Origin of the sequence: Aquimarina sp. MAR_2010_214, assembly GCF_002846555.1 — a bacterium.
Taxonomy (GTDB): domain Bacteria; phylum Bacteroidota; class Bacteroidia; order Flavobacteriales; family Flavobacteriaceae; genus Aquimarina.
Genome location: NZ_PJMS01000001.1, coordinates 3,770,816 through 3,795,138 on the forward strand (window position 1 = coordinate 3,770,816; position 24,323 = coordinate 3,795,138).

18 protein-coding genes are annotated in these 24,323 nt (G+C 32.2%); 16 read left to right on the plus strand and 2 right to left on the minus strand.

Annotation, left to right across the window (positions count from 1 at the left end):
- Positions 1-50 precede the first annotated feature (50 nt).
- The 10 genes from ATE84_RS16220 (at position 51) to ATE84_RS16265 (ending at position 12,846) form a co-directional block, all read left to right on the plus strand.
- Positions 51-572 carry a GNAT family N-acetyltransferase gene (locus ATE84_RS16220; protein WP_101448961.1) on the plus strand — a complete coding sequence of 174 codons (522 nt, stop codon included), beginning with the start codon at positions 51-53 and terminating at the stop codon, positions 570-572.
- 97 nt (positions 573-669) lie between these two features.
- Entirely contained in the window at positions 670-1,086 is a 417-nt protein-coding gene (locus ATE84_RS16225) for a hypothetical protein (protein WP_101448962.1), read from the plus strand.
- 107 nt (positions 1,087-1,193) lie between these two features.
- Positions 1,194-4,934 (plus strand): efflux RND transporter permease subunit, encoded by a 3,741-nt coding sequence (locus ATE84_RS16230; RefSeq protein WP_101448963.1) that lies wholly within the window; start codon positions 1,194-1,196, stop codon positions 4,932-4,934.
- A 35-nt stretch (positions 4,935-4,969) separates the two neighbouring features.
- Positions 4,970-5,323, plus strand: coding sequence for a four helix bundle protein (locus ATE84_RS16235; protein ID WP_101448964.1), 354 nt, complete (start codon positions 4,970-4,972; stop codon positions 5,321-5,323).
- A complete protein-coding gene (locus ATE84_RS16240; RefSeq protein WP_233195826.1) occupies positions 5,320-6,639 on the plus strand; it encodes a TolC family protein in 1,320 nt (439 codons plus the stop codon). The genes ATE84_RS16235 and ATE84_RS16240 overlap by 4 nt, the downstream gene beginning before the upstream one ends.
- A gap of 32 nt (positions 6,640-6,671) precedes the next feature.
- The gene (locus ATE84_RS16245; RefSeq protein WP_101448965.1) at positions 6,672-7,232 is read left to right on the plus strand and encodes a DUF3347 domain-containing protein; all 561 of its coding nucleotides are present in this window, start codon (positions 6,672-6,674) and stop codon (positions 7,230-7,232) included.
- Between the two features lie 47 nt (positions 7,233-7,279).
- Complete coding sequence (locus ATE84_RS16250; RefSeq protein WP_233195827.1) at positions 7,280-7,840, plus strand: AraC family transcriptional regulator; 561 nt, start codon at positions 7,280-7,282, stop codon at positions 7,838-7,840.
- A gap of 75 nt (positions 7,841-7,915) precedes the next feature.
- Complete coding sequence (locus ATE84_RS16255; RefSeq protein ID WP_101448966.1) at positions 7,916-10,417, plus strand: heavy metal translocating P-type ATPase; 2,502 nt, start codon at positions 7,916-7,918, stop codon at positions 10,415-10,417.
- An 18-nt stretch (positions 10,418-10,435) separates the two neighbouring features.
- Positions 10,436-11,134 (plus strand): PepSY domain-containing protein, encoded by a 699-nt coding sequence (locus ATE84_RS16260; protein WP_101448967.1) that lies wholly within the window; start codon positions 10,436-10,438, stop codon positions 11,132-11,134.
- 5 nt (positions 11,135-11,139) lie between these two features.
- Complete coding sequence (locus ATE84_RS16265; RefSeq protein ID WP_101448968.1) at positions 11,140-12,846, plus strand: efflux RND transporter periplasmic adaptor subunit; 1,707 nt, start codon at positions 11,140-11,142, stop codon at positions 12,844-12,846.
- A 44-nt stretch (positions 12,847-12,890) separates the two neighbouring features.
- Here ATE84_RS16265 and ATE84_RS16270 read toward each other — a convergent pair whose 3' ends face one another.
- Together ATE84_RS16270 and ATE84_RS16275 are read right to left on the minus strand one after the other, a co-directional pair.
- On the minus strand, positions 12,891-13,619 hold the full coding sequence (locus ATE84_RS16270) for a LytTR family DNA-binding domain-containing protein (RefSeq protein ID WP_101448969.1): 729 nt from the start codon (positions 13,617-13,619) through the stop codon (positions 12,891-12,893).
- Positions 13,619-14,656, minus strand: a complete 1,038-nt coding sequence (locus ATE84_RS16275) for a sensor histidine kinase (protein WP_101448970.1) — start codon at positions 14,654-14,656, stop codon at positions 13,619-13,621. Before ATE84_RS16275 ends, ATE84_RS16270 begins: the two co-directional genes overlap by 1 nt.
- A 223-nt stretch (positions 14,657-14,879) precedes the next feature.
- Here ATE84_RS16275 and ATE84_RS16280 point away from each other — a divergent pair, with 223 nt between their 5' ends.
- The 6 genes from ATE84_RS16280 to ATE84_RS16305 all read left to right on the plus strand — a co-directional run bounded on the left by ATE84_RS16280 (position 14,880) and on the right by ATE84_RS16305 (position 24,322).
- A complete protein-coding gene (locus ATE84_RS16280; protein WP_101448971.1) occupies positions 14,880-15,761 on the plus strand; it encodes an ABC transporter ATP-binding protein in 882 nt (293 codons plus the stop codon).
- Between the two features lie 31 nt (positions 15,762-15,792).
- Positions 15,793-19,413 carry a M1 family aminopeptidase gene (locus tag ATE84_RS16285; protein ID WP_101448972.1) on the plus strand — a complete coding sequence of 1,207 codons (3,621 nt, stop codon included), beginning with the start codon at positions 15,793-15,795 and terminating at the stop codon, positions 19,411-19,413.
- A 253-nt stretch (positions 19,414-19,666) separates the two neighbouring features.
- The gene (locus ATE84_RS16290) at positions 19,667-21,007 is read left to right on the plus strand and encodes a DEAD/DEAH box helicase (RefSeq protein WP_101448973.1); all 1,341 of its coding nucleotides are present in this window, start codon (positions 19,667-19,669) and stop codon (positions 21,005-21,007) included.
- Between the two features lie 5 nt (positions 21,008-21,012).
- Positions 21,013-22,323, plus strand: coding sequence for a DEAD/DEAH box helicase (locus tag ATE84_RS16295; RefSeq protein WP_101448974.1), 1,311 nt, complete (start codon positions 21,013-21,015; stop codon positions 22,321-22,323).
- 85 nt (positions 22,324-22,408) lie between these two features.
- Entirely contained in the window at positions 22,409-22,600 is a 192-nt protein-coding gene (locus tag ATE84_RS16300) for a cold-shock protein (protein WP_101448975.1), read from the plus strand.
- 168 nt (positions 22,601-22,768) lie between these two features.
- Positions 22,769-24,322, plus strand: a complete 1,554-nt coding sequence (locus tag ATE84_RS16305) for a DEAD/DEAH box helicase (RefSeq protein WP_101448976.1) — start codon at positions 22,769-22,771, stop codon at positions 24,320-24,322.
- Position 24,323 lies beyond the last annotated feature (1 nt).

The following is a 24,323-nucleotide window of genomic DNA, read 5'->3' on the forward strand; positions in this document are numbered from 1 at the left end:
TTTTATATAGTTATTTTGTGATTAATAATTTTTTAAAGCATAATTTATTAATGGAAAACTATATAGTTAAAATGTTAAGTGCTAATCAAAGTGAATCGTTTTTTCAATTAATTCATACGAATAGAGAGCGGTTAGAAGATTTCTTTGCAGGAACAGTTGCTTGCACAAAAACATTATCAGATACTATTGATTATTGTAGAGAAATAGAACAAAAAATAAAAGAAAGAGTCTATTTTCCTTATGTTATTATTGAAAAAAGTTCACAAGAAATCATTGGGTTTATAGATATTAAGAATATAGATTGGAATATTCCTAAAGCAGAATTAGGGGCATTTATTGATTCAAAATATGAAGGAAAAGGAATTATAACAAATACGATGTCTTCCTTAATTGATACCATTGTTAATGAGCACCATTTTAAAAAACTACTTTGTAGAATTTCTAGTAGAAATGTAAGAAGTATTAATGTAGCATTAAATAGTGGGTTTGAACTAGAGGGAACTATAAGGTGTGATTATAAGACAACTAAAGGCGAAATAGTTGACTTAAATTATTATGGTAAAGTCTTTTGATTTACAAAATATTTGAAGCCCTATTTGTTAAAAACAAAGATTAAACTTCTGTTAAACAAAAGTCATTATATCTATTTTTTGTAGCTTTGTTATCTAAATGAAAAAGTTTATCCATAAAATATCAGCTGTTTTAATGGCAATGGTAGTGTTAATATCTACTATGTCGTTTACATTAGATATGCATTATTGTGGAAATACTTTGGTAGATGTTGCCCTGTTTAAAGAGGCAAAAACTTGTGGGATGGAGCAACAAGTTTCTAATTCCATTGCATGCCCGATAATGGCGAAAAAAAGTTGTTGTACAGATAAACAACTTACTTTTGAAGGACAAGATGAACTTCAAAATTCATTTGATAAAATCACTTTAGAGCAACAGGCTTTTGTTGCAATTCTTTATTATTCATATATAAACCTTTTTGAAGGACTTGAGAATAATGTCATCCCTTTTAAAGAGTATCCGCCTCCTTTCTTGGTCAAGGATATTCACGTACTTAATGAAACTTTTCTTATTTGATTTATTAGATAATTAAAATTATGCCCAATGAGGATTCATTAGGGCTGGAGTTGTTGTTTATAATTCTAAGACAACGTCTTTTTCTAATTATCAAATAATCAGAGTATATGCTAAATAAAAGCATCAAATTTCTTATCGAGAATAAATTGGTTGCGGTCCTTATGATAGTTCTTTTTGTAGGATGGGGCGTTATAAATGCGCCATTTGGTTGGCAAACAGGAATATTACCTAGTGACCCTGTGGCAGTCGATGCCATACCAGATATTGGTGAAAACCAACAAATAGTGTTTACAAAATGGCAAGGACGATCACCACAAGATATCGAGAATCAGATTACGTACCCTTTAACCACATCACTTTTAGGAGTGCCTGGAGTAAAAACCATTCGTAGTTCTTCAATGTTCGGATTTTCTAGTATTTATGTCATTTTTGAAGAAGATGTAGAATTCTATTGGAGTAGGAGTCGTATTCTGGAGAAACTAAATTCATTACCATCGGGGTTATTACCAAAAGGAGTAAACCCCAGTTTGGGGCCAGATGCAACTGGATTAGGTCAGATTTTTTGGTATACCCTAGAAGGGCGAGACGAAAACGGAAATGTAATTGGTGGTTGGGATTTGCAAGAACTAAGAAGTGTTCAGGATTACTATGTGAAATATGCGTTATCATCTGCGGGCGGAGTATCAGAGGTAGCCTCTGTCGGAGGATATGTACAAGAATATCAGGTAGATGTAAATCCAGAGCTAATGCGCCAGTATAATATTAGTTTACAGCATGTTGTTAATGCTGTAAAGCAATCAAATAGAGATATCGGCGCACAGACGTTAGAAATTAACCAGGCAGAATATCTTGTTCGCGGTCTGGGGTATATAAAATCTATTGCAGATATAGAAAATGCTGTAGTGACCTCAGAAGAGTATACTTCAATACGTATTAAAGATATTGCCAGTGTTAGTTTAGGACCAGAAGCCAGAAGAGGTATCTTGGATAAGGAAGGTGCAGAAGTAGTAGGGGGTGTGGTCGTAGCACGCTATGGCGCAAACCCGTTAGAAGTTATCAATAATGTAAAAGACAAAATTACCGAACTCAGTACCGGGTTACCATCCAAACAATTAAAAGATGGTCGTACCTCACAATTAACCATAGTTCCTTTTTATGATCGAACCGAACTTATTCATGAAACAATAGGTACACTTAACGAGGCTCTTACCTTAGAAATTTTGATAACCTTTCTTGTTGTCATTATTATGGTATTTAATCTCAGAGCTTCAATCCTTATTTCGGGACTTTTACCCGTAGCCATTTTGATGGTTTTTATAGCTATGAAATTGTTTGGAGTCGATGCTAATATTGTTGCTTTATCTGGTATTGCTATTGCTATCGGTACGATGGTAGATATGGGAGTGATACTTTCAGAAAATATTATAAGGCATCTGGATGATAATAAAAATCATTTACCAGTGAATACTGTAGTATATAATGCTACTGCAGAAATTTCTGGAGCAATATTAACAGCAGTACTAACTACCATAATCAGTTTTATACCTGTATTTACAATGATAGGTGCAGAAGGAAAATTGTTTAGACCATTAGCATTTACCAAAACAATGGCACTTACAGCATCAATCGTAGTAGCCCTATTTTTTATTCCTCCATTTGCTGCTTTTCTATTCAAAAAGAAAAATATCAAAACTTCAATAAGCTATGTGATCAATAGTATTTTAATTGTATTAGGATGTATAGTAGTTTTTAATGGTATGTGGTTAGGTGTAATTTTGATAGCTTTTGCAATAACGGCTATCCTTAACTTAAGAGGTATAGTTTCTAGAGACCATACTAATTTGATCAATATTAGTATCGCAGTAGTAACAATAGTTTTCTTGTTATCAGAATATTGGAGACCAATGGGAGCAGATAAAAGCATGCTCGTGAACCTCATTTTTGTAGGGATTATTTGCTTTGTACTGCTAGGTAGTTTTACGCTCTTTAGAAAATATTACACCAGAATATTACAATGGGCATTGAACAATAAGCTACTATTTTTATCTCTACCTGCTATTATTGTTGTTTTTGGTTTTTTAATCATGAAAAACATTGGAAAAGAATTTATGCCTTCATTAAATGAGGGATCTTTTCTATTGATGCCGACCACATTGTCACATGCAGGAGTGGCAGAAAATAAAAGAATATTACAGCAATTGGATATGGCAGTAGCAAGTATTCCAGAAATTAAAACCGTCGTTGGTAAAGCCGGTAGAACAGAATCTTCACTTGATCCCGCTCCATTATCAATGTATGAGAATATCATTTTATATAAGCCAGAGTATATGCTTAATAAAAATGGGAAAAGACAACGATATAAGATTAATGATGATGGCTTATTTATAGGTAAAGATGGAAAGCTGATTTATAATGAAAACTATGATGTTGACTCTGGTATGATTAGTAATGCATCAAAAAAGAAATATTTCTCTATTAATAGAGAAAGCCTTATTCCTGATAATAATGGCGAATTCTACCGTAACTGGAGACCAGAAGTTAAGAGTCCAAACGATATTTGGACTCAAATCATAAAAGTGACAAAATTACCAGGAGTAACTTCGGCACCAAAATTACAACCGATAGAAACTCGATTGATAATGTTACAAACGGGAATGCGGGCCCCAATGGGGATTAAAGTAAAAGGACAGGATTTAAAACAAATTGAAGCTTTTGGAATCCAATTAGAAGAGATACTAAAAGAAGTAGATGGAGTAAAAGATGAAGCTGTTTTTGCAGACCGTATTGTTGGAAAACCTTATTTACTTTTAGATATTGATAGAGAACAATTGGTACGTTATGGAGTATCAGTTGAACAGGTTCAGCAAATTCTCGAAGTAGCAATAGGAGGAATCTCCCTTACACAAACGGTGGAAGGCAGAGAACGTTATGGAGTTCGAGTACGCTACCCAAGAGAACTTCGGGCTAACCCGACCGATCTCGAAACGATCTATGTTCCCTTAGAAAAAGGAAGTTCGATACCGCTAAGTGAATTGGTAAATATTCGTTATGAACAAGGGCCGCAAGTGATAAAAAGTGAAGATACATTTCTAGTAGGCTATGTCTTATTTGATAAAAATGATGGTTTTGCAGAGGTAAATGTAGTTAAGAATGCTCAAGACCTGATAAGAGCTAAGATTGATAATAATGAACTGATTGTTCCAAAAGGAATTACCTATCAATTTACGGGTGCTTATGAAAATCAATTAAGAGCAGAAAAAACATTATCGATTGTGGTACCTTTAGCTTTGCTCATTATCTTTTTGATTCTCTATTTTCAGTTTCGCTCAATTACTACTTCGCTAATAGTATTTACTGGTATTGCAGTAGCTTTTTCTGGTGGATTTTTAATGATTTGGTTATATGGTCAAGATTGGTTTTTAAATATTAACTTCTTTGATAAAAACTTGCGAGATCTGTTTCAGGTTCACACCATCAATCTAAGTGTTGCAGTGTGGGTTGGCTTCATAGCACTTTTTGGTATTGCCACAGATGATGGAGTAGTAATGGCGACTTATCTTAAACAAACTTTTGATAAAAATGAACCGAAATCCCTTAATGATATTAGAACATCCGTGATCGAAGCAGGAGAGAAGAGAATTCGTCCTTGCCTAATGACCACTGCAACTACAATTCTTGCATTATTACCAATATTAACATCTACCGGTCGTGGGAGTGATATCATGATACCCATGGCAATTCCTTCATTTGGCGGAATGGGGATTGCTCTTATAACACTGTTTGTTGTACCGGTATTATTTGGTTGGAAAGCAGAAATAGAAATGAAAAATGTAAAATGTAAAATGTAAAATTTTGAAGAGTGTTTGATTATTGAATTGAAATTATGAGTAAAAATATATTAAAAGAGAAGAGTTATGCATTTGCAATAGAAATTGTAAAATTGGCTCAGGTTCTCGTTTCTGATAAAAAAGAATATGTAATTAGTAAGCAACTCTTACGAAGCGGAACTGCTATTGGAGCATTAATAAGAGAAGCAGAATTTGCACAAAGCAAAAAAGATTTTATTAGTAAAATGAGTATCTCATTAAAAGAAGCGAATGAGACTTTATATTGGATAGATTTAATTAAAGACACCGGATATATTGATATAACTATACATATGCAATTATCTTCTGACAGTAAAGAATTAGTGGCAATGCTTGTTAGTAGTATCAAAACAACTAAATCAAGGTTATGATGGGACTAGATATATTTAATAAGGAAACTTTCATTAAGTCAGAAATCTCGAAAATCTTTCGAGGTGTAGTTCTTTATTTTTCACTTTTCATTTTTCATTTAAAAAAAGTTGTCATTTTTAGTTTTTCACTTTTCATTTTTCATTTAACACATGCTCAACAACTTGAATCATATATTCAGGAGGGGTGGGATAACAACTCTAATATTCAGTCTTTTGAGTTGCGTTATGTAGTTGCAAAAGAGAAAATAGAAGAAGTAAATACGATACCTAATACACAGTTGAGTGTAGGGTACTTTGTAAGTGAACCCGAGACACGTACAGGTGCACAACGTGCAAAATTTTCTATCCAACAAAAGTTACCATGGTTTGGAGCAATTACAGCAAGAGAGAATTATTCTACGGCTATGGCAGAGACAGAATATGTAGACATTGTAATTGTGAAAAGAAAATTAGCGCTTTCGATTTCTGAAACATATTATAAATTGTTTGCAATACAAAGCAAACAAAAAATACTTGAAGATAATATGCTACTATTACAGACTTATGAGAAGCTGGTACTAACATCTGTAGAAGTAGGTAAAGCCTCTGCAGTTGATGTATTAAAACTGCAAATTCGCCAAAATGAATTAGAACAATATAAAGCAGTACTCAAAGAAAGTTTTTTGGCAGAGCAAATAGCTTTTAATGCCTTACTCAATCGAGATTCGGGTAAGGATATAATTGTTCCTGATGAAATAAATATGCCACTAGAAGATCCTATTACAAATACTGAAAGTTTACAACTTAACCCAGAACTACTTAAATACGATAAGATATATGAAAGCATAAAACAATCAGAATTACTTAATCGAAAAGAAAAGTCTCCACAAATTGGATTTGGACTTGACTATATACCAGTATCAGAGAGAAATGATGTGGCTATACATGATAATGGTAAAGATATTATAATGCCTATGGTATCTTTTTCTATCCCTATATTTAATAAGCGTCATGATTCTCGAACTCGTCAAAATGAATTACGCCAACAAGAAATTACAGCACAAAAAGAAGAACGACTAAATACTATGGAAACGATTTTGGGGAAAGCTGTTTCTTATAGAAATACAGCAAGAATCAAATACAATACTCAGAAAAAAAATTTAAAACAAGCCAAAAATGCAGAAGAAATACTGATAAAAAGTTATGAAACAGGAACTATAGATTTTAACGATGTATTAGATATTCAGGAACTACAACTTAAATTTCAGCTAAATCAAATAGAGAGTATACAATTATACTATACACAAGCTGCGATGATCAATTATTTAACAAATTAAAAAAAACAAAACTATTTAAAAAAGTAAACAAAATGAGAAACTTAAAAATTTATGATATAAGAGTAATTATAGTAGCAATACTAGGATTAACAATACTATCTTGCAAAGAGAATAAAACATCTAAAACAGATGAAAAACAAGAACATTCTGAAATGGGTCATAATAATGATCATAGTAGTCATGAAGAAGAGCAAACAAAGGAAGTTCAGTTTAAAAATGTAGAGACAGCAGAAGCTTTTCAGCATTATATCCATATCAAAACAGCTTTAGTAAACACAGATGCTAATGAAGCTAAAGCAGGAGCCAAAATGCTTGCCAAAGTAACAGAAAACACAGCTCTAAAAACGGCGGTTGAGGCAATAACTAACACAGATGATATCGAGGAGCAAAGAAAAGCGTTCATAGAAATTACTGTACAAATGGAAACTGTACTTAAAGGAGCATTGTCATCTGGAGAAGTTTATAAGCAATATTGTCCAATGGCATTTGATAATACAGGCGGATATTGGTTATCTAAAGAAAAAGAAATTAGGAACCCATATTTTGGGGATCGCATGCTAAAATGTGGTAATGTTGCCGAAACTATTCGATAATTATGCTAACTATTCCATCTGACTTCTAAAACAATAAATACAACCAGATGAAAAAAGTTTTAATCAAAAACATGGTCTGCAACCGATGTAAAACTGTACTACAACAGGAGTTTAAAAATGCTAAAATCCCTGTTGAGACAATAGAATTGGGAGAGATCGTGTTTAGTAATATTGACACCATTACTTATGAAAAAATAAATGAAATTATTACTCGTAATGGTTTCGAGATCATAATTGATGAAGTAGCTCTTATTGTAGAACAAGTGAAATCCTATTTGATAAGTGAATTGTCAAATGAGGATATGTTAAATGAAAATCTATCTGATCTTATTTCCAAACATATACATAAGGATTATTCTGTGATAAGCAAACTGTTTAGTTGTAATGAGGGCTTGACTATAGAAAAATATTTCATTCGCCTTAAAATTGAAAAAACGAAGGAATATATTCAAATGGGAAACTTAAGTTTTTCTGAAATAGCACATGCATTGAATTATAAAAGTGGAAGTCATCTGGCAAAACAATTTAAAGCAATTACTGGGATGTCTATGAGTAGTTTTAAGAGCCTACAATCATGGGATCGCCAACCTCTAGACAAAATTGTATAAGAAGAAACCATAATTATCAAAAAGAAAGAGATGTAAACTCAATAATTTTACTGGTTAAACATTGAAAATTAAAAAATGAAACATACATATAAAATATCTGGGATGACTTGTAATGGCTGTCGTGGCCATGTAGAGCACATACTTGATACTATGGATGGGGTGACCAGTGCGTCTGTTGATCTGGAGAAAGCAGAAGCAATTATTGAGACAGAAGAGCATATTTCTTTAGCTGTTTTTAAAGAGACATTAGCACAAGAAGGTGGGCGTTACAGCATTTATCTTCCGGGGACACAAGATCAGGATGATAAACCCAAACAGGTCAAACCTAAAGGAAAAGGTACAGGAGTTTTTTATTGTCCTATGCATTGCGAAGGAGACAAAACATACAATGCGTTACAGGATTGTCCGGTATGTGGGATGGATTTAGTTGAAGAGATAACGTTACATACAATTGCTGTAGAACAGTATGCCTGTCCAATGCATCCAGAAGTAATTAAAGATGCCCCAGGATCCTGTTCTATTTGTGGTATGGATCTAATAGTAGTACAACCAGATCTTTCTGAAGAAGAGAAGAATTATAAAAAATTACTGAAGAAATTCTGGATAGCTGTACTATTTACTATTCCTATTTTTATAATAGCGATGTCAGATATGTTTTCGAGTAATCCTCTTAATGATATTTTGGAATTAAAATATAGAAATTGGATTCAGTTTGGACTTTCTGTTCCTGTAGTGTTTTATGCTACCTGGATGTTTTTTGAGCGTGCTTTTCGTTCTATAAAAATCTGGAACCTCAATATGTTTACTCTTATAGGTATTGGTGCGGGTACTGCATGGTTATTTAGTGTTTTAGCAATGCTTTTTCCAAGTTTTTTCCCAGATCAGTTTAAAACAGAATCAGGAACAGTACATGTGTATTTTGAAGCAACTACCGTTATCTTAACACTTGTACTTTTGGGTCAGGTATTAGAATCACGTGCACATAGCAAAACAAACACTGCAGTTAAGGAGCTATTGAAACTAGCTCCTAATAAAGCAATACGTGTTGTAGAAGGGAAAGAAGAAGATATTTCTATTGATCAGATAGAATTGAATGATATACTACGAGTAAAACCAGGAGATAAAATTCCTGTAGATGGATCTATCTTTCAAGGGCAAACATCTGTAGACGAATCAATGATCACAGGTGAACCAATACCGGTAGATAAGATAGAAGGAGATCAGGTGAGTAGTGGAACCATTAATGGAAATCATTCCTTCTTATTGAAAGCAGAAAAGGTGGGAGCTGAAACACTGTTATCAAAAATTATCCAAATGGTAAATGATGCAAGTCGTAGTCGCGCACCTATCCAAAAACTAGCAGATAGTGTTTCTGGATATTTTGTGCCTATAGTGGTTATCATAGCCCTAATCACATTTGTCATTTGGGCAGTTTATGGTCCCGAACCTGCTTATGTTTATGCATTTGTAAATGCAATTGCTGTACTTATAATTGCCTGTCCATGTGCTTTGGGACTGGCTACACCAATGTCTGTAATGGTTGGAGTTGGTAAGGGAGCTCAAAATGGTGTACTGATTAAAAAAGCAGAAGCACTCGAAACAATGAACAAAGTGGATATTCTTATTGTGGATAAGACAGGAACCATAACTGAAGGGAAACCAACTGTTGAAAGCGTTGAAGTTTTTGGAAATCGATTTAGCAAAGAAGAAATCCTTCAATATATCATTTCTCTTAATAATTTAAGTGAACATCCATTGGCTCAAGCAACACTAAAATATGGAAAAGAACAGCATATTGAATTATTAGATGTAAGTAAATTTAAAGCTGTAACAGGGAAAGGAGTAGAAGGAAACATCGCTAATATGAAAGTGATATTGGGTAATGCGAAAATGTTGGAATATGCCAATGTACCTATTTCAGCTGAACTTAAAAAACAAGCCGAATCTTATCAGAAAAAAGGGAAAACAGTTTCTTTTTTATCTATAAATCAGGATGTTACAGGTTATGTAGTGATAGGAGACAAAATCAAAGAAACTAGTCGTGAAGCTATTAAGCAGTTACAGGATAGTGGAATTGATGTTATCATGCTTACTGGAGATAATTATAATACTGCCTATGCAGTAGCTAATGAGCTTAATCTTGCAAATTTTAAAGCAGAGATGCTGCCCGAGGATAAACTTAGTGAGGTTGAAAAATTACAAAATAACGGTAAAGTGGTTGCTATGGCTGGAGATGGTATTAATGATGCTCCTGCTCTTGCAAAAAGTGATGTTGGTATTGCGATGGGTACAGGTACCGATGTAGCCATAGAAAGTGCAACTATTACTTTGGTAAAAGGAGATTTACAAGGTATTGTAAAAGCAAAAAAACTAAGTGATAAAGTAATGAAGAATATCAAGCAAAATCTTTTCTTCGCACTTATTTATAACACGCTAGGGGTGCCGATAGCTGCGGGAGTACTTTTTCCTTTTTTCGGAATCCTATTATCTCCTATGATAGCAGCTCTGGCTATGAGTTTTAGTTCTGTATCAGTAATAACTAATGCTTTACGATTAAAAACAATACATATCAACTAGATATGAAAATGAATATATATGGTTAAAAGGCAAACAGCAACAAAAATTAGAAAAGCACATAGGTATTTAGGCCTCTTTTTAGGAATCCAGTTTCTACTATGGACGGTTAGTGGCTTATATTTTAGCTGGACAGATATTGACGATATTCATGGAGATCAATTTAGAAATGAAAATATTGATGTTTTATCCTTTAATGATTTGATAAAACCTTCTCAAATAGAAACAAAGGAGTCCATTCAATCACTAGAACTTAAAGAAATAGCCGGACAACCGTATTACTGGGTAAATGACAAGCAACTTTTTGATGCAACTACAGGAGCCATAAAATCAGAAATAACTACTTCTGAAGCTTTGAAAATTGCAGAAAAAAATATGCATCCAGAACTAAAAGCAGAAAGTATTGAAAAAATAAGTGAAGTTGGTAATCATCATGAATATAGAGGAAGACCGCTACCTGCTTATGTTGTTTCATATGAGCACTCTCAAAATGTAAAAGCATATATCTCGGTAAAAGATGGAAGTTTTCAAAGAGTGAGACACCGATCGTGGCGCTGGTTTGATTTCCTTTGGATGACTCATACAATGGATTATGAAGGAAGAGATGATTTTAATACAATTATTCTAAGGGCTTTTTCTCTATTAGGATTAATAACTGTGCTAAGTGGGTTCACTTTATGGTTTATATCCTCACCGACAATTAGAAAAATAAAAAAATAAGCGTCATGAATAAGAACATCATTTATATTGGTATAGCAGTTCTTGCAGGGCTATTGGGAGGTTACTTTATTTTCGGAAGTAATAATTCTACTCAACACAATCAAAACAATCATCAGGAAGAAGCTACAACAAATCAAATGTGGACTTGCTCAATGCACCCACAAATTATGCAAACAGAACCTGGCGATTGTCCAATATGTGGTATGGATCTAATTCCGACAGAAACCAAAACTGATGGTCTTTCTGCTGATCAATTTAAAATGACCGAAAATGCAATGGCATTAGCAAACATCCAAACTACTAGAGTCGGAAATCTAACAGGAGTTGATAAAGACAGGATTATATTATCTGGAAAAATAATGGAAAATGAAGAGGCAAACGCAGTACAAGCTAGTTATTTTGATGGTAGAATCGAACGGTTGAATGTTAATTACAAAGGACAAGAGGTTAGAAAAGGGCAAAGATTGGCAACTATTTATGCACCAAACCTAGTCGCTGCGCAACAAGAACTTATTACTGCAGTATCACTTAAAGAATCTCAACCAATACTTTATAAAGCTGTTCGTAATAAATTAAAGTTATGGAAACTTTCAGACAACCAAATCAATGCAATAGAATCTTCGGGTAAAGTTCAGGAAAACTTTCCGGTTTATGCAACCGTTTCTGGTACCGTTTCAGAAGTAATGAGTGCAGAAGGTGACTATGTAAAACAAGGGCAGCCTATTTTAAAAGTAAGTAACCTTAGTACGGTCTGGGCAGAATTTGATGTATATGAAAATCAAATTGCACAATTTAAAAAAGGGCAGCAAATCAATATTACCACTACTGCATATCCAGATAAAAAATTTGATGGCACAATATCTTTTATAAACCCAGTTTTAAATGCTAAAACAAGAACCATTACAATAAGAACTAACCTTAGCAATCGAGATCATCTTTTTAAGCCAGGGATGTTTGTAACTGGTAGTGTTGCAAGTAAAAATGAGACTACAGAACAACTTGTTGTTCCGGCAAGTGCTGTGTTATGGACAGGTGAACGCTCTGTAGTCTATATAAAAACAAATGCTACCGAACCCATTTTTGAAATGAGAGAAGTATTGCTGGGAAATGCTACAGGGAATACATATACAATTCTAAATGGACTCAATAATGGTGATGAGATAGTTACAAATGGAACATTTACCGTTGATGCTGCAGCCCAATTACAGGGAAAAAAATCAATGATGAACAAAGAAGGAGGAAAGACCATGATGGGTCAAGATAAAAATATGGAAGTATCAAAGTCTTTTCAGAAAGATTTTTTACCAGCCTTTATACCATACTTACAAATGAAAGATGCATTTGTAGAATCAGATGCTTCTCAGGCCTCTATTTTCGCGAAAGAAACAAATGAAATCTTAAAAGCAATTAAGACTTCAGATTTGAAAGAGGTAGAAAAAACTCATCTATCAAATAGTATCAAAATATTAGATAATATTGCGAACAACAAAGAATTAGAAAAACAAAGAACCTATTTTGTAGCATTAAATGAGACTATAGTAGCTCTAGTATCTAACTTTACCGAATTAAGTACAGCAATATATGTGCAAAAATGCCCTATGGCGAATACCAATAAAGGAGCTATTTGGATAAGTGGAGAAAAAGAAATTCGTAACCCATATTTTGGTGATGCAATGCTAACTTGTGGTAGCGTTATTAATACAATTAAATAGGAGTAAGACAGAAGAAAAAAGTCTTTTTAATAATATAACTCACGTTATTTTTTAATAGCATGGGTTAGGTTATGTTTATAAACACTACCGATAGGAATATCAACTCCAGCTACTTTTAATCGATTCCCTTCAATAGTTTGTATTTTTTTAAGCGCTATTATATAAGAACGATGTATTCTTAAAAATTGATTTTTTGGTAAAGTATTTTCAAAATTGGTCAGCCTGTCTAATGAAGTAATGGTTTCGTTTTCCAGATGTATTTTGACATAACTTCCTAAACTTTCTAGATATAAAATACTATCTAATTGAATTTGATGCACTTTTTTGTCTCCTTTCACAAAAATGCTATCGTTTTGATTTACAGTGTTTTTTGGGTTTTCGAAAACTTGATTTTCTGTTCCATTCTGCAAACTCTCTATCATTTTCTTTTGACTTTGGGCTTTATTTATAGCTTTTAAAAACCGCTCAAAACTAAAAGGTTTTAAGAGGTAATCCAGAATGTTTAGTTCATAACCTTCAATAGCATATTCCTGATAAGCTGTAGTTACAATAATTAGAGGGGGATTACTTAAAGTACGTAAAAAATCCAATCCTTTAAGCTTGGGCATATTAATATCTAAAAAAATTAAATCCACATGATTTTCATTTAAATAATTCATAGCTTCAAATGCAGAATGGCATTCTTTCACAACATTTAAAAATGAAAGATTAGCGCAATAGTTTTTTATCACTTTATGGGCCAAAGGTTCGTCATCAATTGTAATGCAGTTCATTATAAATTTAATTTTAAATCAATAGTAAAAACAGTGTCCATTTTATCAATCTTAAGTTCATGTGCATTGGGATAAATTAAAGATAATCTTCTTTTTACATTTTCAAGACCAATACCACCATCATTTTCATTTTCGGTATCACTAAAATTGTTTTCAATATGTAGGTGCAATATCTTTTCTGTAGTCTGTAGTTTAAAGTTTATAAACGCATTTTTTTCCATGTGATCAAAACCGTGTTTAAATGCGTTTTCTAAAAATACAATTAAGATCATAGGTGCAATTTGCTTTGATGCATCATCAATTTTTTTTTCGAAAGTGATAATTCCACGGTTATGATGTCTCATTTTTTGCAGTTCAATAAAATTTTCTAGATATGTTACTTCTCCACCAATAGATACTCTGGGTTCTTTGCAATCATAGATCGTATAACGCATTATTTCAGACAATTTCAAAATCAAGGATGGTGTTTTGTCAGATTTTTCTAGTGAAAGTGCATATAAGTTATTTAATGTATTAAAGAAGAAGTGTGGATTGATTTGATTTTTCAGTAATGATAATTCTAAATGAAGACGATCATTTTCGATCTGATTTATTTTTGAGAGTTGAATAAACCATCTATAGGATAGGTTTAATAGCGTAGAAACCAGTATAATAACAATCATTCCAGTGATACCGCTTTCTGGTGCCATTTCCTGGTCAGGTTGATTAAACCAATATTGATCCATTAAGGGTTCACTATATCCTATGATATATCCCCAACCAATAATCGTTATAAGGAGTAATACAATATAAATGAAGTATCGTTTTTTTACTAAATACCTGGGGATAATCCAATATATATTGAAATAAACAGGAGGGGCTATTAACAAAAGAAAGCTTGTAGTAACTTGAAGAAAATAAGTAGTTAGAGATGATAACGTAAACGGATTTTTATCAGAAATAACAAAACTAAATACAACTATCAAAATTATAGTAAACAATACTAAAACATGTATTAGAATATTTTTTTTTCGGGTATCTAATGTTTGGATTTTCATAGTAATCTATTCTTGGAAATAAAAATATTAAAACTATCGGAGTTTGACTATTCTAATTAATGAATACACTATTATCATCAATGAAATTATGTTTTTTATCAACGAACAGCATTCATTAATGATAATACACTTTTTAGCTATTCATATATAGGAGTTGGTTAAAAAAAATTGATTTCTTCTCTCTCTTAACTTCTTTTTGTTGCTGACTTTAAATCAGTAGCTTATGGAATTAGTAATTAAAAATTTATGTAAAACATATTCAAATGGAGTAAAAGCATTAGATAATCTCTCTCTCGAAATTTCTAATGGGATGTTTGGTTTATTGGGGCCAAATGGCGCTGGTAAATCTTCATTAATGAGAACTTTGGCCACATTGCAGGAAGCAGATAAAGGGACAATACATTTGGACACCATTAATATTCTTGAAAACCCAATTGAGTTACGAAAAGTATTAGGGTATTTACCACAAGAATTTGGAGTATACCCAAAGATTACAGCAAAGCAATTATTGGATCATTTAGCAATATTAAAAGGCATCACAAACCGAAAGGAAAGAACAGAACTAGTAAACTTTTTATTGCAAAAAGTAAACCTGTATGAAAAAAGAAACAAAAGTGTTAAAGGCTTCTCGGGAGGGATGAAACAAAGAATAGGTATTGCTCAAGCACTGATTGGCAATCCAAAACTAATCATTGTAGATGAACCAACTGCTGGGTTAGACCCCGGAGAAAGAAATAGATTTCATAACCTTTTGGCAAACGTTGCAGAAGATGTCATCATTATTTTATCTACTCATATTGTAGAAGACGTAAGAGAATTATGTCAAAATATGGCGATTATGAATCAAGGAAAACTCATCTGTAAAGGTAAACCACAACATGTAATTGATGAATTAAATGAGAAAGTATGGCAAAAATTAATTGAACGAAATGAACTTGAAGGTTATAGCAATGAACATGTGGTTATCTCTAATAAAATGGTTGATGGTAAACCATTGATTCATGTTTTAAGCGACATAAAACCTGGAGCAGGATTTACTCTTGTTTCACCAACCTTAGAAGATGTGTTCTTTTCCAAAATTGATAGCATCAGAGAAATAGTATAAACCTGGATTAATCAACTAAAAACGTAACATCATGTTTAAAACATTTTTTTTCAAAGAGATATCAATGGGCTTAAAAAGGTCAATGGTCTATATTTTCTTTTTCATATTTGCTGCCATTGCAGCTATTGGGGTCGTTAGTGACGGTATTACTTTTGGAGGCGCAACTGGTAATATTTTAAAAAATGCACCACATGTTATAACGCTTTATGTTGCTAACTTGTCCATTATTGCATTGCTAATAGCTACTGCATACTTTAACAATGCAGCCTTACGGGATTATCAAAATAATTTTGATGGTATTATTTTTAGTACCGCTCTTAACAAAGCTAGTTATTTCTTTGGACGTTTTTTTGGGGCTCTATTTCTATCTACAATTCCTCTTTTAGGCGTTTTTTTTGGTTTTTTTATTGGCACTGATATTAGTGTTGAAATGGGAATGGCAAGTGCAGATAGAATGGGAATTCTTAATTCTGAAGCTTTTATAAATAACTATCTTATCTTTATTTTACCCAATATGTTTGTAGCTGGAGCAATTATTTTTGCGGTAGCTAATAAGTGGAAGAGTACAATGGTTTCATTTATTGCAACTATAATAATTATTGTTGCATATTTACTATCAGGGACATTTTTAAAGGATATTAGTACTGAAAGTTTCGCTGCATTGACAGATATTATGGGTTTAAAAGCTTATACCATAGACTCAAAATACTTTACTTCTATTGAAAAGAATACAGAAATTGTGTCTTTTACTGGTTGGCTTTTTGTGAATAGATTACTTTGGCTTAGTGTTGGGATTGTTACTATAATAGCATCATATTTATCATTCTCTTTTGTTCAGAAACATAAAAAAGTTAAAACGAAAAAGGAAACTAAAAAAAGTGATGTTTCCGTGCAGGTATTCAATCTTCCAAACACAACTAATAGTTTTAGTTTTATTACATCATGGAACCAATTCATTAGTTTTTTCAAGATTAATTTCTATACCATTTTAAAGAGCAACACATTTAAAATTCTACTTGCGTTTGGTGTACTAATTCTTATAAATAAATTGCTTAATGGTTTTGAATTTTATGGACTGCAATCATACCATGTAACATCAAAAATGCTTGCTTTTAATAGACCAATAAGTATGATTATTGGTATTATCATCTTAATATTTTTTAGTGGAGAGTTAGTTTGGAGAGAACGATCAAATAATATTAACGGTGTAATTGATGGTACACCACACAATTCACTTACACTAATTTTAGCTAAAATAGCTGCGCTAATAGTAATTAATCTACTGTTCGATTTGTTTTTAATTGTAGTATCAATTTTATATCAATTACTTAACGGATATACAAATCCTGAAATCGGAGTGTATGTGTTAGATTTTCTCTATTCAGGCGTCACTATGTACGTTATTTGGTCTTGTATTTTAGTATTCATACAAGTCATTCTAAACAATAAATACATCGCTTATTTTGTTTCAATTTTACTTATTTTCATGTTTGAATTTTTAATTGTAGACGCGCTTGGTATTAAATCATATATGCTAAATCTTGGTTTTACGCCATCTTACTTGTATTCTGATATGAATGGTTTTAGTTCAGAATTAATTGCAATAAATTGGTTTAATCTATATTGGATGCTGTTTGGTTTTGTTCTCATTACCCTGGCAAGTTTATTTTGGGTAAGAGGTACTGTCAAAGGAGTAAAGAGTAGATTTAAATCCGCTAAAAATCATTTCACTAAAAAATATGTTTTATGCCTATCTGTTATTGTGGTTCTATTTACTCTAACATCAAGTTTTGTGTATTACAATACTCAAATTTTAAACCCTTATGGTTCTGCTTCTGAGATTAAAATGATGCAGAAATCTTATGAAAATATGTATAAGAAGTATGAACATATAATACAGCCAAAAATTGTAGAAATCAAATATAAAGTTGATATATATCCAAATGACAGAAATGTAATTTCTAAATCGTTTATTACTATTGAAAACAAAGGAGAATATGCAATTGATTCTTTACATTATTCATTAATTCACTTTATTGATAGTGGTGTAGATGGCATAGAATTAAAAGAATCTGAATGGAAAAAATCGTTAACTATCCCTAATTCTAAATTGGTTTATAATGATAGTGATTTAGGATATCAAATATATAAATTAGAGAAACCTTTATTACCAGGAGCTCAAATGAAATTCACTCTTGAAACTGAATATTTAAGCAAAGGATTTGAAAATACAATGTCTAATATACGCGTTGTTAAAAACGGAACTTTTTTCGATTCAAATTACCTTTTACCTACTTTTGGTTATGAGGCATATAATGAAATAATGGACGCTAGTGATAGAAAAGAACGTGGGTTGAAACCTAGGAAACTAATAAATAAATTAGAGGAAAAAGATAAAACATACCTTAAAGAGAATTATATCACCGGAAAAATATCAGATTGGGTAAATGTAGAAACCACAATTTCTACATCTAATGACCAGACAGCAATTGCTCCAGGGACATTAGTTAAGCAATGGTCTGCAAATGGCAGAAATTATTTTAATTATAAAAATGACCATACATCTTTGAATTTCACCAATTTTATGTCAGCTAAATATGAAGTCGCACGAAAAAAGTGGAACGGTGTTGATATAGAAGTTTACTACCATAAAGCACACGATTATAACATTGATATCATGTTAAGCGGAATAGAGAAATCTTTAATGTATTATACCGAAAACTTTGGTCCATATTTTCATAAACAGGCAAGAATTATTGAAATCCCAAGATATTATAATTTTGCACAGTCATTCCCTGGAACAATGCCATATACAGAAGGTGGAGGGTTTGTTTCTAATCTCACAAATGAAAATGATACTAATGTTGTTTATTCAATAATAGCTCATGAGATGGCGCATCAATATTGGGGACATCAAGTTGTTGGTGCCAATGTACAAGGTGCAACAATGTTATCAGAAAGTTTTTCTGAATATGCAGCATTAATGGTTATGAAACATGAATTGAATGACGATATTAAAATGAAGCGATTTTTAGCATATGATTTTGAAAAATATTTGAAAGGAAGAAGTAATGAAACTCAAAAAGAATTGCCTTTATATCAAGTCGGAAATCAAGGATATATTCATTATGGCAAGGGAAGTTTAGTTTTGTATGCGCTACAGGATTATATTGGGGAAGAAAGAGTAAATACTGCTTTAAAAGCGTTTTTGAACGGCTATAAATACAAAGAAACGCCATTCCCTACAACGCTAGATTTTTTAACTTATTTAGAGCCTTTAATCCCTGAAAAATACAAATACTTAATTACTGATTGGTTCAAAGAAATAACGTTGTATGATTATCGATTAAAAGATGCTACTTATAAAAGAAAAGGAAACGGAAAATATAAAGTTTCAATGGATATCGAAGCATCTAAAATTAAAGTTGATGGTCTGGGTACCGAAACTAAGGTAAAACAACGCGATTGGGTAGATATAGGTGTATATGCAGATACAGAAGAAAAACACCTTATCTTTTCAAAAAGAGTGCTGTTTACCGATGAAAAAATGAATTTTTCTTTTGAGATTGATACTATTCCTGCAAAAGCTGCAATAGATCCAAAACGATTATTAATAGAACGGGTAATCGATGATAATGTTAAAGAGTTTTAAGAAAGACCAAATCTTTAATACATATTCAGCAAAAGAGCATAAGAGTAGGGTAAAGTATAAAAAGTGGTTAATACTTTTAATTTTAGTTTCTTACTCTTATGCAGTAGCTGATGACAAAATAACATAGATCAAATAACCGTAGAACAAAAATCTTGATGAAAATGATCACTATATAAAGTCATTTATTCATTAGCTTTTTTAAAACTGTACAGAATACTCTATTTATACTTCTATCTTTGCCAAAAATTATTTTATGTCAAGACAGTTTTCTGATTTAGGAGTTTTAGTTCCATTACAAAAAAGTTTAGTAGACCTAAATTTTTCTACACCAACCGATATTCAGGAAAAATCAATTCCTATTTTATTACAGAAGAAGGATGATTTTGTTGGTTTAGCCAAAACCGGAACAGGAAAAACGGCTGCATTTGGATTGCCATTGTTGCAAATGATTGATGCCAGTAATCCAAGTATTCAGGCCGTAATATTGGCCCCGACCAGAGAATTAGGACATCAGATTCATAGCGATTTAACATCTTTTATTAAGTATTTACCAGATATTTCTATTGCATCAGTGTGCGGAGGAATTCCTATCAAACCTCAAATTGAGCGTTTAACAAATCCTACCCATATAGTTATTGCAACTCCTGGACGTTTAATTGATTTGATGAACCGTGATGCTATTGATATTAAAAATTCTAACTATCTGGTTCTAGATGAAGCAGATGAGATGGTAAATTCATTAAAAGAAGATTTAGATAAAATAGTTGCAGTGCTACCAAAAAACAGAAGAACCATTCTGTTTACCGCTACGATGCCAGGAACCATAAAACAGATGGTGCAAAATTATATGTCTAAGCACATTATTCAAGTAAGTGCAGATATGGAAACTGTTGGACATCAAGGTATAGATCACCGATATGTTGTTGTAAAACCTATAGAAAAATTAGAAGTTTTAATGCATTTTCTTAGCTCAAAAGAAGGAGAGCGAGGTATTATTTTTTGTAAAACAAAAGCGGCAGTAAATAAGCTTGCAAAGAATCTTGCTATTAATAAATTTTCTTCTGGAGCACTACACGGTAGCTTATCACAGCCAATTCGTGATAGAATTATGGGGCAATTTAGAGAAGGACATATAGATATTCTTGTTGCTACAGATTTGGCTGCTAGAGGAATTGATATCAAAGAAATATCATATGTAGTCAATTATCATTTACCAGATGTTTACGATACCTATGTACATCGAAGTGGAAGAACCGCAAGAGCAGGAGCAAAGGGGTTATCTTTAACAGTATTACAACAAGAAGAAGCGCATGAAATATCTGATTTTGAAAATGAATTAGGTATCTCTTTTCAGGAGTATAAAAAAGCAGATGCCCAAAGTATCGAAGAAAATAATGGCCTTTTGTGGGCAAAGAAAATATTTAAAACCAAACCCAATCATACCGTTTCTACTGAGTTCAAAGATAAGATTAAAACAGTTTTTCATCACCTTACCAAAGAGGAATTGATAGAGAAACTGTTAGCAAATTACCTTGCGCAACATACAAATTCTACTCATACAAAAACAGAAATACCTAAGAAGAAAAAGAAATAAAACGTATGGCAAATATCATTAAAAAGCAACAACATATTCTCGAAAAGATGAATATTCAAAGCTTGAATCCTATGCAGGAAGACGCGCTTGTAGCCATTAAAGAAACTACCAATACAATTATACTTTCTCCTACCGGAACAGGAAAAACGCTGGCATTTTTATTACCTATTATTGCTAATTTAGATCCTGAAAGTACAGAGATACAAGCTTTAGTTTTAGTACCATCAAGAGAATTAGCTATTCAAATAGAACAAGTGGTTAGAGAAATGGGGTCAGGATATAAAGTAAATGCTGTATATGGTGGTCGCTCTATTTCTAAAGATAAAATAGAACTGAAGCATACTCCGGCAATTCTTATTGGTACACCAGGTAGAATAGTAGATCATTTCAGTAGAGAACGTTTTTCTAAAGAAAGCATAAAAACATTGGTGCTGGATGAATTTGACAAATCATTAGAAGTTGGTTTTGAATATGAAATGAGAGGCATTATAAATGAACTGCCAGGAATAAATAGAAGAATATTAACCTCTGCAACACAAGAAATAGACATTCCTGATTTTGTCAAATTAGAAAACCCAACTATTATTGATTACTTGGGAGATGGTGTTTCTAATTTAACAATAAAAACGATAGTATCTCCTTCAAAAAACAAGCTAGATACTCTTGTTTCACTATTACACCAATTAGGTAATCAACCCGGAATTATATTTTGTAATCTAAAAGATACTATAAGCAAAGTGAGTGACTTCCTGGATAAAAATAATATTAGTCATGGTTGTTTTTATGGAGGAATGGAGCAGAAAGATAGAGAACGTTCTTTAATCAAATTTAGAAACGGAACTCATCAGATTATTATTGCCACCGATTTGGCAGCCAGAGGAATCGATATCCCAGAGATAAAATACATTGTTCATTATCAACTTCCATTAAAAGTAGAAGAATTTACACATCGAAATGGTAGAACAGCCAGAGTAAATGCTAAAGGAACCGCTTATGTATTGAAATGGGAAAAGGAAAACTTACCAGATTTTATTGAAAATGCCGAAATAGAAACGATTAGTAAACACTCTATACGAGAACCTCAATATTGGCAAACTTTATTTATTTCTGGAGGTAGAAAGGATAAAATCTCTAAGGGAGATATTGCCGGATTATTTTTTAAACAAGGTAAAATTAATAAGGATCAATTAGGAGTTATAGAGTTAAAACAAGATTGCACGTTTGTTGCTGTACCTGTTTCTATAGCAGATGAACTAGTTGCAACACTAAATAATAGTAGATTAAAGAAGAAAAAAATAAGAGTAACTAGTATCTAGAAAGAAATACAGTTTCATTGCTTGTATATTTGTGGCATCATATTTGAAGTGCATAAAGTAATTATTAAAATTAAATTATATTACAATGAGTACAGGAACAGTAAAATTCTTCAACGATGCCAAAGGTTTCGGATTTATTAAAGAAGATAGTTCAGACAAAGAGCATTTTGTTCACATTTCAGGATTAATCGATGAAATTCGTGAGGGTGATGAAGTTGAATTTGACCTTAAAGAAGGTAACAAAGGATTGAATGCAGTAAACGTAAAAGTTATCTAAACATATACGCTTAAATTTTGTATCAAGAGGCCCATCATTATTGATGGGCCTCTTTCTTTATAATACGCTGAAAGAACATTTCTTACAAAGTTTATTATTTTTTAAGACAAAATCCTTTCAAAACTCCTGAAAGGCATTAATTTTACAGGCCTAAAAAAATGGAAAGTTATGTCTGAGATGACTACAGAGTCAGAAGAAAGAAAAACCGGTAAAGAATTATACAGTTACCAAAAAGGAGCAATCAATAAGATTTTTAAAAGTTTTGAAGACGCTCCCGAAGATTATCATCTGTTATATCAACTACCAACGGGTGGTGGTAAGACCGTGATTTTTTCTGAAATAGTAAGACAATACCTTAAACATCATAACAAAAAAGTGTTAGTGATGACACATCGTATAGAACTATGTAAGCAAACATCTAAAATGCTTACCGGGTTTGGGGTAGTTAATAAAGTAGTTGATAGCAAAGCAAATCTTGATGACCAAGAGGAGTATAGTTGTTTTGTGGCTATGGTAGAAACTTTAAATAATAGATTAAATGAAGATAAGCTTGATATCTCAGACATTGGTTTAGTCATTATTGATGAAGCACATTATAATTCTTTTACCAAATTATTTAAGTTTTTTGAAAAATCGTTTATTTTAGGAGTTACGGCTACACCATTGAGTTCGAATATGAAATTGCCGATGAAGGATAACTATAATGAATTGATTGTTGGCGAAACGATAGAATCCTTAATCGAAAATGAATTTCTTGCCCGAGCAGAAGTCTTTGCTTATAATATGGGATTGACATCTTTGGAAGTTGGATCCAACGGTGATTATACAGTAAAATCATCAGAAGACCTGTATACAAATCAAGATATGCTGGGTAAATTACTAGATGCATATAAAAAACATTCTTTGGGTAAGAAAACGCTAATTTTTAATAATGGAATTAATACTTCATTACATGTTTTTGATACATTTAGAGCTGCAGGGTTTCCTATTGCACACTTAGATAATACGGCCACAAAAAAACAGAGAAGTCAAATCCTAAAATGGTTTAAAGAAACACCTAATGCTATTTTAACATCGGTAAGTATCTTGACTACAGGATTTGATGAACCTACAGTAGATACTATAATCCTAAATAGAGCTACCAAATCTTTGACTTTATATTATCAAATGATTGGTCGTGGTTCTCGTATTCTTAAAAACAAATCTAAGTTTTCTGTAATTGATTTAGGAAATAACCTCTATCGTTTTGGACCCTGGGGAGCAGATTTGGATTGGCAAAAAATATTTAATTCACCAAATTATTATATGGATAAACTCCTTAATGATGAGGAGATTGAAGGTAAGTTCAGACATGAGATGCCAGCAGAATTAAGAGCAGAGTTTGCTAATTCTGAAGAAGTATATTTTGATATCAAAGAAACGTATATACAATCTGTAAAGAATGGCCAATCATCTAAGGTTGTATTAGAACAATCTATAGCGCAGCATGCCAAAATATGTATTGAAAATAGTGAAGATATTTATGATGCATTAGCATTAGCCAAAATGCTGGGAGAGGATACTAATTATAGAATTCAAGCCTATGCTAAATGTATAAGCAAGAGTACTCATAATTTTTTAACCTGGTTGAAAGATGATTATCGAAAGAAATTAAATACGTATCTACGTGATAATTTTGATACTTTGTTTGAAGAAATTCATGGTAGACCACCAGAAGATTAGT